Origin of the sequence: Chryseobacterium sp. 2TAF14 (assembly GCF_052115105.1) — a bacterium.
GTDB lineage: Bacteria > Bacteroidota > Bacteroidia > Flavobacteriales > Weeksellaceae > Chryseobacterium.
In genome coordinates, this window is record NZ_JBFRGA010000200.1 from 1 (window position 1) to 14,253 (window position 14,253).

A 14,253-nucleotide genomic window follows, 5' to 3' on the forward strand; every position below is an offset into this window, starting at 1 on the left:
TCTCAGACATTGTTTTCTCAGATACTTCTGTGATGAATATTGACGGAACAAATTACACGGTAACACAAACAAAAAACCTTCAGGATTCAAAATTATTAGGGTTTGAAGCGGGAATTAATAAACGTCTTGACTTTTTACCCGGTTTCTGGAATGGTTTCGGAGTAGAATTCAATTATACATTCATCGATTCTAAGGTTGAAGTTCCGAGAAGTGAAGGTGTATTTGATAAAACTTCTTTGCCGAATCAGTCTAAAAACTTATTCAACGCTATTTTATATTATGAAAGCAACAAACTAATGGTTCGTCTGGCTGGAAATTACAGAGGAAAATCGGTAGAAACCATCAACCAAAAACTGGGACCCGATTATTATATCTGGTCAGATAAAAACTTCACCATCGATTTCTCCGCGAGTTATGATATAACTAAAAAGGTTAAAGTTTTTATTGAGCTGAACAATTTAAACAACGAAAGCTTAAGACTTTATATGGGTGACAATAAAAAAAGAATTACATCAAACGAATGGTACGGAAGCAGAGGACAAATGGGAATCCGCTGGCAAATATTTTAAAATTTATATATGAAAAAATTAGCATTAACAATGGCAATCGTTGCTTTCGGAGCAACAGCAAATGCACAGATTACAGACAGTTTGAAGCGTGTCGTAAAAATGGAAGGAGCATACAATTTCAGGGATACGGGAGGTTATAAAACAACAGACGGAAAAGAAGTTGCACTCGGAAGGGTTTTCCGAAGCGATGCGATCGATAAACTATCTGACAAGGATTTAAAAACTTTTAAGAATAAAAAAATAACAACTGTCGTAGATTTCAGAGGAATTGAAGAGGCGAAAAAAGCTCCGGACATACTTCCTGAAAATACAAATTATCTGCTTTGTCCCGCAGGAAGCAATAATCTTCCGACAGCTCAGGATATGGTGAAATTTTTGAAGGACAAAAACTTCCTGTTTGATATGTACGGAGAAGGCGGATTGCCGTATTTCGGAGAAAGATACAGATCATTATTCGTTCAGTTATTGGCTTTAAAACCAGATGAATCACTTCTGTTTCACTGTACAGGAGGACGTGACAGAACCGGAATGGCATCGGCTTTATTTTTGAAAATATTAGGAGTTCCGCAGGATGTGATTGAGAGTGATTATGTGGCTTCCAACTTTTATCTGGCAAAAAATCCGACCATGAAAAATATGTATTCCGGACTTTCAAAAATGGCAGGAATGAGCGAAGCTGAGATCAAAGCGCAAATGGAACTGAGACCGGAACTGATTCGAAATTTCTTTGCAGCCATCAACAAAAAATACGGAAGCGTAGAAAATTTCTTTCAGGTTGAAATGGGAATAGGACCAAGAGAAATTGTGGTTTTAAAGCAGAAATATTTAAGGTAGTGAATGGTAAATTTTGCTTCGCAAGTCAATGGTGAATTTTAAGTAATAATTAAAAAAATTGACAATTCATCTTTCACTTAAAAAATTTTAGTTAGATTTAAATAGAATAAGCCGTATCGAATTTTCGTGCGGCTTATTTGTTCTATTATGTAATCTAATTTTTCAAGCATAATCARTAATCTTGCATTAAAAATTGCAATAATTATTTATACTCCGTTGTTTCCGTTCTGTATTTCTCATAAAACACAAACAAACCGAACAGGTAAAAAGAATGCAAGAGCTGCGATTCTATAGCCGACCAGTTTTCGATAGAGCAGCTTCCGAAAATTAAAATACTCATCAAACCCAATGCTGAGAAAAGAGTATACTTTGTTTTAAAATTGATTAATAAGCAAAGCCCGATCATAGCTTCCAAAAAAGGTAAAATATACCCGAAAGGAATAATTAAAGCTTCAGGAATTACAGATTTTTCCATAGTTTTCACCATCCATCCGGTGAATGCCTGAAGTTTAGGAAGCCTTACCAGACCATGCCCCAAAAGTGAAACAGCGACAGGAAGCCGCAAAAAGAAAAATACCGTTTTAAAATCTTTCATAAAAATATTTTATAAATTGCTGAAAATAAATCTGATGCAAACTACATACAAATACCCGTTTTTATTTTCGTCACTTCGAGTAGATTTTTGAAAAAAATTGTATCGAGAAGTTTGTAGTTTTGGAGACAAATTCTATTCTCGATACATTTCTCCCCACTTTGTTACGAAAAAACATTCGAATTGACGAATCTAATATCAAAACTTTTCATAATGAACAACGAGTATACAAATATACAGACGTTTTATAAATTTAATTCTTTGATTAGCCTTTTTCAATTGACAAAACTTCCTGAAATTTGCAAAAAATAAATCAATGAAGGTTATAGATATTGAAAGCTGGAACAGAAAGGAGCATTTTGAATTTTTCTCTAAAATGAAAAGTCCTTATTTTGGATTTACCACAGAAGTAGAATGTACAAAAGCTTACGAAACTGCAAAAGAAAAAAGCATTTCTTTTTTTGCTTACTACCTTCATAAATCGATGGTTGCCGTAAATTCTGTAGACGAATTAAAACTGAGAATTGTAGGCAATCAGATTATTTTATTTGATGAGGTACATGGCGGAAGTACGATCGGAAGAGCCGACGGAACTTTTGGATTTTCTTTTTTTCATTATTCCGAAGATTTTGAAACTTTTAACAAAGGACTTCAGAAAGAAATAAAATCGGTGCAAAATTCTACAGGTTTAGGAATAAGCAACGATGTTTTACCGATCAATCACATCAGACATACAACTATTCCCTGGAATTCTTTCACGGCTTTGCTTCATCCGACCAATTTTGATCCTAAAGAATGCATTCCGAAGATTACTTTTGGAAAATTCAGCGTTCGTGATGGTAAAAAATTCTTACCGGTTTCTATTGAAGCGCATCATGGATTAGCAGACGGAATTCATTTGGCAAAATATGTAGAAGAATTTGAGAGGCAATTGAGTTTTTAGTTGACAGTTGTTGGTTGATGGTTGATGGAATGATTCAAAGTATTAAATCTTTTTACAAAAAGAAAATCCTGAGTAGATCAGGATTTTTTTATTACCAATTGTTAAGTCCGTTTTCTAAGGCTTTTTTATAGTTTTCTTCGTCAAAAGAGTAGAGGTCCGGAGATTTATGCGCTCCTCCGCGACGCTGCTCGTTTAGCTTTCTGAGAATCTCAAGATTTTTTATTTTCCTGTAAAAATTTCCGCGGTTAAGCTCTTTTCCCAAGATGGTTTCGTATAATTTCTGCAATTCTGAAAGGGTAAATTTTTCAGGCAATAAATTATAACCAATTGGTTTATAAGTAATTCTTTCACGCAAAGTTAACAAAGCTTTTTCTATAATTTCGCGATGATCCATTGCCAGTTCTATTTCGTTTAATTGGCTCAGAGAGATCCATTCGCATTTTTCACTAAGTTCATCAGCCACAAGAACCGCATTATCCGGATTGTACAAAGCGTAATATCCTATCGAAACAAAACGTTGTTTTTGCCACAAAGAATCATCGAAATCTTCAAAATAAAATTCGCTTCTTTTATTTTTACCGAAAACCGCAAACTCTTCCAGATACACATCAGAAACTCCGGCTCTTTCTTTTAAAACCCTTTTAGCTGCATCATCCAGATCCTCTTCTTTTTTTACGTAACCACCCGGCAAGAGCCATTGCTTACGATACGTCATCTGAAGAAGGAGAACCTACTTTAAAATTGAACATCAAAGGTAAAATTATTGTCTCAGATTAAGATATTATCATCAAAAGAGATTATCTTAGCTTCTTAATTATAATGTATATGATCAATAATGAAGTAAAATCGCAAAGGAATTATACCGTTCCGCTGATTACCATTACACTTTTATTTTTTATGTGGGGATTCATTACGTGTATGAATGATATCCTCATTCCTTACCTTAAACAGCTTTTCAATCTTACGTTCTTCGAATCGATGCTGGTGCAGTTCTGTTTCTTCGGAGCTTATTTTATCGGTTCGCTGATTTACTTTCTGATCTCAATGATCAGCGAAGACCCGATCAACAAAGTAGGGTATAAGAAAGGAATTCTTTTCGGAATTTTCCTTGCAGCTTTCGGATGTATTCTGTTTTATCCGGCGGCAACTTTTTCTTCGTACGGATTATTCCTGGGCGCTTTATTCGTTCTCGGATTAGGATTTACCGTTCTTCAGATTACAGCAAATGCTTACGTATCACTTTTGGGTTCGGCAGAATCTGCTTCAAGCCGATTGAATATGACTCAGGCTTTCAATGCATTCGGAACAACGATCGCTCCAGTTTTGGGCGGACATTTAATTTTTGAGTTTTTCTCTGCAGCAGACGGATCGTTCTCTGCGGTAGCAACACGAATTCCGTATTTAATCTTTGCCGGAATTTTATTATTGGTTGCTTTATTGATTTCAAGAGTGAAATTACCATCGTTCCAGAGTGAAGAAGAGGAAGCCGTAAAAGGTTTGGGAGCACTTCAGTATCCGCATCTTTTGTTCGGGGTTTTTGCCATGTTTTGCTACGTTGGCGGTGAAGTTGCGGTAGGAAGCTTTATCATCAGTTTCCTTGAGCAGCCACAAATAATGAACCTGAATGAAGTGGTAAGTAAAAACTATCTTTCTCTGTATTGGGGAGGTGCGATGATCGGAAGATTTTTGGGAGCAATCTCCCTGAATCAGGCAATCAGCCAGACCAAAAAAGCAGTTTATATGTTGGGAGCGGCAATCGCTGTATTCCTTGTGATTTTCAGTATTGTTGATCTTACGTTCTCACAGATCTCATTCTTCCTGGTGTTTATTGCTTTGAATTTCGTTGCTTTCTTCGTAGGAAAATCTGCTCCGGCAAGAACGCTATCTATCTTTGCAACCATCAACGTATTGTTATTGATTTCTGCAATGGTGAATCATGGCGAACTGGCAATGTACAGCATTTTAGGAATCGGAATTTTCAACTCGATCATGTTCTCTAATATTTATACACTTGCCATTTCAGGATTAGGAAAATACACAAGTCAGGGTTCGTCATTGGTGGTAATGGCAATTTTGGGCGGTGCAATTGTTCCTATTTTCCAGGGGTATTTGGCAGATATTTTCGGGGTACAGAAATCGTTTATTATTCCTGTATTTTGTTATGTAGCGATCTTAATTTTTGGTGCGTATTGTAGTAAATATTTGGGTCATGTGAAGCAGGATGCTGATGCGAAATCTGGACATTAAGATTTTTAATTTATATATGGAAAAACCTGCTGTTGAGCAGGTTTTTTTTATTTTAATTTTTTCACCAAACTATCTATCACCTCCAACTCAGGTAATATTTGTGTTTTAATTTGATTTAAAACTGTATTTCTGTCAATTGCAGAATGAACTCTATTTGACGAGTGAGCAAAAAGTCCACGTGTAGCACCAAAAGAATTCATTGTACTAAGCCATGTTACATCAATTTCATGTAGTTCAATTCCTAAAGGTAATAAGACTTTCAGTATATTAGCTTCTTTAATTCCGTGATTCTTATCAATTACAGAGCTAAAATAATGGGCTACAATTCTATTCATCCTGTGTGTTAATATTTTTCCATTACTATCATTATCAAAATTAATTTCATTTCCTATAAAAGCTAAGACACTTTTTAAACAATTACTTTTATTTCTTGTTGAATTCCAATTGCGAAGTGATACCTGAATCTTTTCTTTTGCAATATCTTCTATGAAAAATTCAATTTCGGCATGACATAGAAGAATAAAACTTTTAATTAAATCTTTTTCCTTTTTTGTATAATTACCGTCCGTTCTTGCAGCTGGTAAAATTTCTCTTTCCAGAAATCCAATTCTAGTTTCTAGTTGTTTTAATTTTCTTGATTTAGCCATGTGTATAAGGAACTATGGTGAATCTATTTACTTTGTATTTGCAAGACTTTTCGTTGTATGCTCAAAAGATCCTACAAAACCCCGATCTTCTTCACATAAGTTTTTAAATGCTTCTTTAATTTCTATTCCTTTATTTAAAGCGTTATTATAAATTGCTTCACTACTAAAATAATATGTCATTATGTCAAAAATAGCTCTATTAAAGTTATTTTGAAATTTATTATTAGACCATTTACTAAAAGCCTCTTTTTCACCAAAAATATCAAATGTTAAATCAATAGCCCGATTTAAATTTTGTGCATTATTTCTAATATCATCTTCCATATTAAGCCAATTATCATTTAACATTTTGACTGTATTGTCAAATGCTTTTTTTAAATTTCCTTCGTAATTTATAATGAAATACTTAAATGTAAAAAATCTTATAACTAACTCAACATCTCTCATTCGATAATCAGGACGAACAATGCCAAGAGCCTTCTTGATAGAATCGCTATCAATTGAAAAATCATCTGAAAAATCTATAAAAGGACCAGGATGAAGAGCTTGTCTTAATTCTTGAGGACTTAATTTTATACTTCCTGTATTTAATCTTAAAAAAACTGTAAAGAGAAAGTCTTCGTTTGGCCAATTCTTTATTACGGTAGTTCTAATTGTTTGATTTTGCAATTGATTAGCTATCTGATTTAACTCAGGACTATTTTCAATATCACTATATTTTTTACGATTAAGACTGCTTAGAATATCTAATCCTTTCAGTTGTAAGGGAGTAAATTCTTCATTATCTCTCGAGAAAAATTGCTTGATTGTCAACAGCCGTTGTTTTCCATCGATTACTATGTATTTTCCTTTATCATCTTTTTTTTCTGCTAAAATTATTTGAGGAATAGGTAATCCCAAAATTAAGGACTCAATGAATTTACTTTTTGCAGTAATTGACCAAGCATCCCTCCTCTGAAATTTTGGAAATAAATCAATATTTTTTCGATTCAATTGGTTTGATATAGTTTCTGTTGTCCAATCTGTTCCCCATATAACTGATAAAAAAATAATTATTCTATTTTCACCGTACTTCTACGGAAAATTCAACCATTCAAAAATATCCGTTTCAAACCACACAACTCCTCCGTAAGTCACAAACAAACCGTTGGTAACCAAACAACTTTTACTTTTGTTTCCCACAAACTGTTGGAAACAAAACACAATTGACGGAAGTTTCCCGCAATCTGTTGGAGACCAAACACAAAGTTGTTTTGTTTCCCACAAAATGTTTGGAACAAAACAATATTTTATTTACATTTATAACCTGTAATAATTATATTATTAACAATTAAAACACAATTCGTATGAAAATTACATTATCAAAACTGAGTACCAAAGATCTGGCTACTCTTTCCCAGAGATTGATCAATTCTTCAGAATCAGGAAATTTCCCTGTCATCACCCATCATCCTTTGCTTACAGAATTCAAAACAAAGTATGCAGATTACGATGAGGTTTACGCCAAACAAATCTACAGTGGCAAAGGAGTAGGCGTTGCCCAGTCAGATTCAGAGCGAGACAATGCTTTCAGAGTCCTGAAAAACTTTCTGAATGGTTACCGTAAAATGACCACCTTATCCAATTATCAGTTCGCTGAAGATCTTTATCAGATATTCAGACTTTACGGGATAGATATGGATCGGGAAAGTTATTCAAAGCAAACCGCTCAGATGAAAAAGCTCATCGAAGATCTTGAAAAACCTGAGAATATTCAAAAGCTTAATGCACTTTCTCTTGCAACCGCTTTTAATGATATGAAGTCTAAACACAATACTTTCGAAATGTTATTTGCCGAACAGGCAGGAGCCAATGCCAATCTCCGACTGATGAAGAGTGCAACGACAATCCGCAGAGATCTGGAGAAAACATTAAAATCGCTCTTAAGCCTTATCACTGCCATGAAAGACGTACTGGACTGGGAACTTTTATACGCCGATATAAATGAGCTGGTAAAAGCCGCGAAAAATTCCACCCAAAACAATCCCGAAAACAACAGCTAACAAAATTCCTCTCCTTTGGAGGGGTGGATTAATTTTCAGAGAAAATTAAGACGGGGTGGTTAAACAAAACAAAAACGAGAACCTTACACAGATTCTCGTTTTTTACTTTTATCATTTTAAATTTAATCATCAAGATAAACATCCTGATGCGATTTTCTTGATTTTAGAAGCATAAAAGCAATTCCTAAACCTAATCCTGCAACCAAAGCGATTTTTGTTTTCTTTCCGGGAACGGGAAGGCTGGTTTCGCCGTAGATTCGGTGTGGTTCGGGCGATGGTTTTAAAACATTTCCTGAAGTCGGTTCACCATTTTTTAGTTTCATCATTAATCGCATTCCTGCAGAAGCAGTATTGATGATCACTTTCGGAAACATTTCATAGATATTGACCAATGCACGAGATTTAAAATCAGGAAATAAATCTTTTTGCGGTTCTTTTGCAAGCTGTACAATTTTTTCTGCCGTCTCTCTCGGATCTGATGCAAATGGCGGAATTTTAAAATCTAATCCTGAATATTTTGCAGAATGCATATTTCCTGTAGATCTCTGAATTTGCGGATAAAGATTAGCAATATGAATATCGGGATAATCTGAAATTTCACCATGAAGACATTCCATCATTCCGCGGATCCCGAATTTTGTTGCCGAATAAACAGCGCTGTACGGAGCGGGCATAAATCCACCAATCGAAACATTATTAATTAAAATTCCCTCATTTTGTTCTTTGAAAAGCGGTAAAACCGAATAAGCGCCGTGCATATATCCGAAAAGATTGGTTTTTACGACCTGCTCGTGAAGTTCCATCGGGATTTCTTCAAATTTTCCGCTTGCCATCACTCCGGCATTGTTTACCCAGATATCGATTCTTCCAAATTCTTTTACGGCAGCCTGCAAAAGGTTGTCTACCTCTTCAGCATTGGAAACATCGGTAGAAACGGCAATAGCATTTACGCCAAGATCTTTGCAGATTTTTAAAGTTTCATCTAATGCTTCCTGACCTCTCGCAGCAATAACGATGTTACAGCCTTCAAAAGCAAAGGCTTCAACGGCAGCTCTTCCAACGCCGCTTGTTCCGCCTGTAACGACTACAGTTTTGCCACGAAGGCTTCTTTTTTCTAAACTGTTTTGTGATTTCATATTGTGATGTTTATAGATTGAGATAAAGTGTTACCTTAAACCTATCTATTTTTGCACCAAATAAGAATTTCTGAGGTATTAATTTTAAATCAAGCCATTATAAACAAAAAAACACAGGCTTAATTGCCCATGCTTCCTGTTTGAAATAATATTTAAATATTGTGTGTTTTATTTGTATAGATCAAGTTCGAGAAAATTGTTTGTTTTATTAAGTGCCTCTTTTCTTTCTTTTTCCATTAACTTTAACATATCATCTTGTGAATATGTTTTACCATCGAAAGTAATTGATGTTGAAACGGATACTGGAGCTGAAATACTTGAGGAACCTGAAGTTTGTCGCAAATCTTTCACAGGATCTTTTTTGTAATCTGCCCAAAGTTTCCTGAATTTTTCTTCGTTTACAGTAATTTCTCTGTTCTTTTTACTCAGCAAATCACCAGAATCAACGGTTACTTTTTTTGTTGCAATAAGCGTAAATTGATGGTCACCTTTAGAATCTTCAGCTTTTACGATCAGACCCGGAAGACCACAAAATTCGTGCGGACCATCCTGAATCGGAATATCGGGAGCGAACCAGACATTCCATTTTCTACCGTGCAAAACGGTTGTTGCCATCTGAACATCATAGCCTAAAACCTTCGATTTTTCTTTACTGATTTTCCAATCTAATTTTTTATCATAATCAATTAAAAGCCGGTTTGAGCTTATGCTTCGTTTTAAAGTTCTTTTATAATCGGGATAGGTTTTTATCACCTCTGTACTTACTTTAGACTGTTTTAAATTTGTAAAATCAAAATGCGTCTTCTGTGTTGCCTGTGCATCTTTAAATGCTGCAGTCATGGTAGAATCATAAACGGCTCTTACCTGGCTGTAAAATTTAGATCCTTTAGAAGAAGTCTGCAATATCATATTTTCAGTTTCAGATTTACTGCGGTTCAGGGAATCTATTTTGAAAGTATATTCATAAATAAACTGGTTAGATTGTGCGAAGTAAAGACCTGTCATTAATAACAACAGAATAGATAATTTTATTTTCATAATGTGGATTTTTTAGAATGTAACGCTTTCTTCTTTATAATTGTAGATAATTACATGAGAATCTTCTCTCTTACCTGTTTTGTGAACTGATTTTGCAGCAAGAATTTTAAAATTTTTTGGATGATAAATCGTGTAGGTTCCGTTTTCCGGATCGTAAACTACTTTTTCTGCATTTTCAAAAGATATATTGTCATTTTTCATCATCACATTTCCTTCGTAAGTGGTTGTTTTTTCTTCTAAATTTCTTTTAGATTTATCAGATTTAAAGGTAAAACCTTTGATTGTCTTTTTTTCCTGCGCAAAAGTGTTTTGAGAAAGTAGAAGCAGCATAAAAATGCCTGAGATTGTATAAAGTCTTTTCATGTATCAATTTTAATGAAACGAAAATACAGATAATTCTCAATTTGGTGTAAAATTTAATATTATTTATGATTTATAAGAAACTTTTAACGAAAATGTTACAGACCAATTAATAAACTGATTTTATAAAAAATTTGCTGTACTTAATCTTCATCAGCGACTTTATTACCATTTTTAGTTAATTTTATTTTCTTAATTCAGGTTAATTTAGAAACGGTTATTTGTGCGTCACCTTCATATTTTTTTTTAGACTTTGGGAAGGAATATTATTTTCAAAACTAAAAGGCACGGATTTTAAAGTCTTGTTTTTTTCAGGAACCAAAACATTAAAATGCAAATGTTCGCCCGAAGCAAAACCAGTTTTTCCGCTCAAACCAATCGGCTGATTTCTTTTTACGGCATCACCTACTTTTACAAAGCTTGCGTCTTTTTTTAAATGGACATATTGCGAAAATAATCCGCTGTGAGGATGATAAATTGTGATGTAATTGGCATAAGGTGTCCATTTTCTATCATCTTTCCCAAATTCGTAATCTTTAATTACACCCACTACAAAACCGTCATCTGCGCTTGTTATCGTATCGCCAATTTTCATATTAAAATCTACAGCGTATTTATTATAATCATCATCATGGCTGAAACTTCCTTTATTCGACTGCATGATATGATAGGTTTTACCTTTAGGAAAGGGGAGTGCAAGATTATTTTTTTTAATTTTTTTACGATCGTCACCAAAAGCCCAATTATAAGTATATTTAATTTGATTACTCAGCAGACCCGGAATAAAAATCTTTTTTTCAAAAACAGAATTTTCAGGAACTAATACCTGCAATTTATCTTTAAGAATTTTCCGCTCGTTCAGTATTGGAAAGACAAAAGCAACTCTTAACGGACATGATAAAGAATTGATAACCTTTATATTTAATGTATCATTTACATACTTAATATTATAATCAAGATAATACTGACTCAGTTTTTCTTTCGGAATTTCCTGTGCATTACAAAAAGAAATCTGGTCGGATGTGATGTGTCCGTTTTGCTATATCGGGAAGAAAAATTTTGAACAGGCTTTAGAAAGTTTACCTTTCAAAGATGAAGTAAAAGTAGAGTGGAAGAGCTTCCAGCTTGACCCAACTTTAAAGCAATCTGAAACCAAAACGACTGCAGAATATTTTAGAGAGAAAAAAGGTTTTCCGGAAGAACAGGCAAAGCAAATGACCAATCAGGTGATACAGATGGGAAAAGCTTCAGGAATTGATTTTAATTTTGAAAAAGCTTTGATAACCAATACGTTTACCGCTCATAAACTTCTTCATTTAGCAAAAAAGCACCATAAATCTTCAGAAATGGAAGAGGAGTTGTTTAAGGCTCATTTTCTGGACGGAAAAAATGTAGGCGATATTGAAACGCTTATTTCTTTAGCCGTTTCTTTGGGAATTGATGCGGAAGAAGCAAAAAAATCTTTACAATCTGAAGAATTCGATTATGAGATCAATCAGGATATTTTGGAAGCCAGAAATAATGGTATTTCAGGCGTTCCTTTTTTTATTTTGAATGGTAAATATGGAGTTTCGGGCGCACAACCTGCAGAAGTTTTGAAAAATGCTTTAACCCAGACTTACGAAGAAACCGTTGTTCCTTTTAAAGATAATAATTCTAATGACCTTTCCTGTGATGCAGACGGTTGCTCAATTTAACATAATATATTTTCATGATTCAATTAAATAAAGAACTTTCATATCCGATTTCTGAAACGCTTTTTGTTTTTGCCTTAGATTACGAAGCAGGAAAAGTATTTGATCACACCAGAAAATTAATCACCGGAATTGGTAAAGTAAATGCAGCGATTGCGTTAACAAAAGCCATCCATGAAACAAAGCCAAAACTGATTGTCAATCTCGGTTCAGCTGGTGGAAAYGGCTTCAAAAAAGGAGAGGTGATCTGTTGCACACAATTTATTCAGCGGGATATGGATGTAAGAGGATTAGGCTTTAAAAAATTTGAAACTCCGCTTTCAAACATTCCCGTAGTTTTGGAAAACGGACTTAAAATGGATCATCTGAAAGAGGGAATTTGCGGAACCGGCGACAGTTTTGAGATGAATCACATTAACACCGAATACAATGTTATCGATATGGAAGCTTATTCTTTGGCGTTGATCGCAATGCAGGAAAATATTCCGTTTTTATGCTTAAAATATATTTCTGATGATGCCGGAAGTGACGCAGCAGACGATTGGTCGGTTCAGGTGCATCTTGCTTCGGAAGCGTTTAAGCAAATTTTATTTACAGATGTTTAAAATACTAAGCAAAATGCACGCATGAAAAACTACATATTTTTAGCATTTGCCATACTTTTCGAATCTGTGGCAACGTCTTTTTTAAAAGCATCTGAAGGATTTACAAAACCTTTGCAAACTATAATTTTTGTTATCGCAATGTCGGCATCGTTTTATTTGCTGACTCATGCGATTAAAGTAATTCCCATCGGGATTGCTTATGCAATCTGGTCGGCTGTCGGTATTGTTTTAATTTCTTTAGTGGGATATTTTGTTTATAAACAGACTCTTGATCTTCCTGCAGTTTTAGGAATAGCTTTAATTATTATCGGAGTAGTAATTATCAATGTATTTTCAAAATCGGCGTCTCATTAATTACAGGATTGATAATGAGCATCTTATAAATGGCAAAAAATTTCCAATTTAACATAATATAAATTATAGGACTTTTTAAAATTATGAAAAAGAGTAGTTCTCGCTTATAAATTATCAGATTATTATGCTCAAGGTATTAGCAATTTCCTGCTATTTTAACTGAACAATTTTTAACAACAAAGTTTGATCGGAAATATTTTATGAATTTTCAAAATCTCACAATTATAATTATTTTTAAATAAAATTTATTCTAAAATATTATCCTAAAATTTCAATTGAAATGAATCACAATCCAGAAAATAATTTTTAAGCGATTCTCAGCGATTAGGATTTTATTAAAATATTCTATTAGTTTCAGAAATTTTTTATGTTTAAATTAGCAGATATAAAGTTTAACATAACATAAAAAATTATGAAAAAATATATCGCACTTGGTGCATTATCTGTTTTGATGATAAACTGTAATAAAAAAAATGAAACAGTAAAACCTGTAGCAACCACAGATTCAGTTGAAGCTCCGGATGAACCCGTAATGGATACTTTAGGTGCAAAAACTTTCTGCTATTTGGGAGTTACCGGCAAAGACAGCGTTTTTGTAAGCATTGATGATAATTTGGGAACATTTTCAGGAAAAATGGCTTATAAAAACAGTGAAAAAGACAGTTCAAAAGGTGAATTATCCGGTTTTAAATCTGGTGATACCTTAAAGCTGACTTACGAATTTGCTTCTGAAGGAACGACCAGCAAACGAGATATTTTCTTCATCCAAAAAGACAATACCTTAATTGAAGGAACTGGAAATCAGAAAGATGATAACGGAACAATGCGTTATGCAGATGAAAGTAAAATTGCTTACAAAGACGGACAAAAACTGGAAGCTGCTGATTGTAAAGTCGTTGCAAATGCTTTAAAATAAGATTTATTTTTTTGCCACGAATACACGAATATTTATATAAAATACAAAAATATTCGTGTATTCGTGGCTTAAATTAAGAAAGCATTTTATTATAATTCACCATTAAAGGTTTTAATAAATTCTTCAACATGCTCATCCTGAGTATTCCATGAAGTTATTAAACGGATTGCAGATAAATTTCCGTTTACTTTTTTCCAAATATAAAATTCAAACTTTTCAGACAAAACTTCAATAATATCATTGCCTAAAATCGGGAAAATCTGGTTGGTATAGGTT

General features: G+C 33.8%; 18 protein-coding genes and 1 pseudogene. 9 read left to right on the plus strand and 10 right to left on the minus strand.

Going from position 1 to position 14,253, the window contains the following annotated elements:
• On the plus strand, positions 1-569 hold a 569-nt coding region (locus tag AB4Y90_RS15620), incomplete at its 5' end, for a TonB-dependent receptor domain-containing protein (RefSeq protein ID WP_441558506.1).
• Positions 570-578: 9 nt separating this feature from the next.
• The gene (locus AB4Y90_RS15625; RefSeq protein WP_441558508.1) at positions 579-1,403 is read left to right on the plus strand and encodes a tyrosine-protein phosphatase; all 825 of its coding nucleotides are present in this window, start codon (positions 579-581) and stop codon (positions 1,401-1,403) included.
• Positions 1,404-1,605: 202 nt separating this feature from the next.
• On the opposite strand, the gene AB4Y90_RS15630 is transcribed toward AB4Y90_RS15625, so the two are convergent.
• On the minus strand, positions 1,606-1,998 hold the full coding sequence (locus tag AB4Y90_RS15630) for a MauE/DoxX family redox-associated membrane protein (protein WP_441558510.1): 393 nt from the start codon (positions 1,996-1,998) through the stop codon (positions 1,606-1,608).
• Between the two features lie 313 nt (positions 1,999-2,311).
• Here AB4Y90_RS15630 and AB4Y90_RS15635 point away from each other — a divergent pair, with 313 nt between their 5' ends.
• The gene (locus AB4Y90_RS15635) at positions 2,312-2,938 is read left to right on the plus strand and encodes a CatA-like O-acetyltransferase (protein WP_441558511.1); all 627 of its coding nucleotides are present in this window, start codon (positions 2,312-2,314) and stop codon (positions 2,936-2,938) included.
• Between the two features lie 91 nt (positions 2,939-3,029).
• Here the strand turns inward: AB4Y90_RS15635 and AB4Y90_RS15640 are convergent, their stop codons facing one another.
• Positions 3,030-3,653: an NUDIX hydrolase gene (locus AB4Y90_RS15640; RefSeq protein ID WP_441558512.1), complete on the minus strand. Its 624-nt coding sequence runs from the start codon at positions 3,651-3,653 to the stop codon at positions 3,030-3,032.
• 110 nt (positions 3,654-3,763) lie between these two features.
• Here AB4Y90_RS15640 and AB4Y90_RS15645 point away from each other — a divergent pair, with 110 nt between their 5' ends.
• On the plus strand, positions 3,764-5,185 hold the full coding sequence (locus tag AB4Y90_RS15645) for a sugar MFS transporter (RefSeq protein ID WP_441558513.1): 1,422 nt from the start codon (positions 3,764-3,766) through the stop codon (positions 5,183-5,185).
• Between the two features lie 47 nt (positions 5,186-5,232).
• Here AB4Y90_RS15645 and AB4Y90_RS15650 read toward each other — a convergent pair whose 3' ends face one another.
• The 3 genes from AB4Y90_RS15650 to AB4Y90_RS15660 all read right to left on the minus strand — a co-directional run bounded on the left by AB4Y90_RS15650 (position 5,233) and on the right by AB4Y90_RS15660 (position 7,098).
• Positions 5,233-5,832, minus strand: a complete 600-nt coding sequence (locus AB4Y90_RS15650; RefSeq protein ID WP_441558514.1) for a HEPN domain-containing protein — start codon at positions 5,830-5,832, stop codon at positions 5,233-5,235.
• Between the two features lie 27 nt (positions 5,833-5,859).
• Complete coding sequence (locus AB4Y90_RS15655) at positions 5,860-6,825, minus strand: DUF262 domain-containing protein (protein WP_441558515.1); 966 nt, start codon at positions 6,823-6,825, stop codon at positions 5,860-5,862.
• A gap of 81 nt (positions 6,826-6,906) precedes the next feature.
• The gene (locus tag AB4Y90_RS15660; RefSeq protein ID WP_441558516.1) at positions 6,907-7,098 is read right to left on the minus strand and encodes a hypothetical protein; all 192 of its coding nucleotides are present in this window, start codon (positions 7,096-7,098) and stop codon (positions 6,907-6,909) included.
• Positions 7,099-7,178: 80 nt separating this feature from the next.
• Here AB4Y90_RS15660 and AB4Y90_RS15665 point away from each other — a divergent pair, with 80 nt between their 5' ends.
• Positions 7,179-7,874, plus strand: coding sequence for a DUF6261 family protein (locus AB4Y90_RS15665; protein ID WP_441558517.1), 696 nt, complete (start codon positions 7,179-7,181; stop codon positions 7,872-7,874).
• A 122-nt stretch (positions 7,875-7,996) separates the two neighbouring features.
• Here the strand turns inward: AB4Y90_RS15665 and AB4Y90_RS15670 are convergent, their stop codons facing one another.
• From AB4Y90_RS15670 to AB4Y90_RS15685, 4 genes are all read right to left on the minus strand, one after another.
• The gene (locus AB4Y90_RS15670) at positions 7,997-9,010 is read right to left on the minus strand and encodes an SDR family NAD(P)-dependent oxidoreductase (protein WP_441558518.1); all 1,014 of its coding nucleotides are present in this window, start codon (positions 9,008-9,010) and stop codon (positions 7,997-7,999) included.
• 168 nt (positions 9,011-9,178) lie between these two features.
• Positions 9,179-10,048: a GLPGLI family protein gene (locus AB4Y90_RS15675; RefSeq protein WP_441558519.1), complete on the minus strand. Its 870-nt coding sequence runs from the start codon at positions 10,046-10,048 to the stop codon at positions 9,179-9,181.
• A 12-nt stretch (positions 10,049-10,060) separates the two neighbouring features.
• Complete coding sequence (locus AB4Y90_RS15680; protein WP_441558520.1) at positions 10,061-10,411, minus strand: hypothetical protein; 351 nt, start codon at positions 10,409-10,411, stop codon at positions 10,061-10,063.
• A 214-nt stretch (positions 10,412-10,625) separates the two neighbouring features.
• The gene (locus AB4Y90_RS15685; protein WP_441558521.1) at positions 10,626-11,240 is read right to left on the minus strand and encodes a M23 family metallopeptidase; all 615 of its coding nucleotides are present in this window, start codon (positions 11,238-11,240) and stop codon (positions 10,626-10,628) included.
• A 178-nt stretch (positions 11,241-11,418) separates the two neighbouring features.
• Here AB4Y90_RS15685 and AB4Y90_RS15690 point away from each other — a divergent pair, with 178 nt between their 5' ends.
• The 4 genes from AB4Y90_RS15690 (at position 11,419) to AB4Y90_RS15705 (ending at position 13,977) form a co-directional block, all read left to right on the plus strand.
• Positions 11,419-12,105 (plus strand): DsbA family oxidoreductase, encoded by a 687-nt coding sequence (locus tag AB4Y90_RS15690; protein WP_441558525.1) that lies wholly within the window; start codon positions 11,419-11,421, stop codon positions 12,103-12,105.
• 14 nt (positions 12,106-12,119) lie between these two features.
• On the plus strand, positions 12,120-12,707 hold the full coding sequence (locus AB4Y90_RS15695; RefSeq protein WP_441558522.1) for a 5'-methylthioadenosine/S-adenosylhomocysteine nucleosidase family protein: 588 nt from the start codon (positions 12,120-12,122) through the stop codon (positions 12,705-12,707).
• A gap of 21 nt (positions 12,708-12,728) precedes the next feature.
• Positions 12,729-13,061, plus strand: coding sequence for a DMT family transporter (locus AB4Y90_RS15700; RefSeq protein ID WP_441558523.1), 333 nt, complete (start codon positions 12,729-12,731; stop codon positions 13,059-13,061).
• 412 nt (positions 13,062-13,473) lie between these two features.
• Positions 13,474-13,977 carry a hypothetical protein gene (locus AB4Y90_RS15705; RefSeq protein ID WP_441558524.1) on the plus strand — a complete coding sequence of 168 codons (504 nt, stop codon included), beginning with the start codon at positions 13,474-13,476 and terminating at the stop codon, positions 13,975-13,977.
• An 89-nt stretch (positions 13,978-14,066) separates the two neighbouring features.
• On the opposite strand, the pseudogene AB4Y90_RS15710 reads toward AB4Y90_RS15705, so the two are convergent.
• Positions 14,067-14,253: pseudogene (locus AB4Y90_RS15710) on the minus strand (threonine aldolase); the annotation flags it as partial.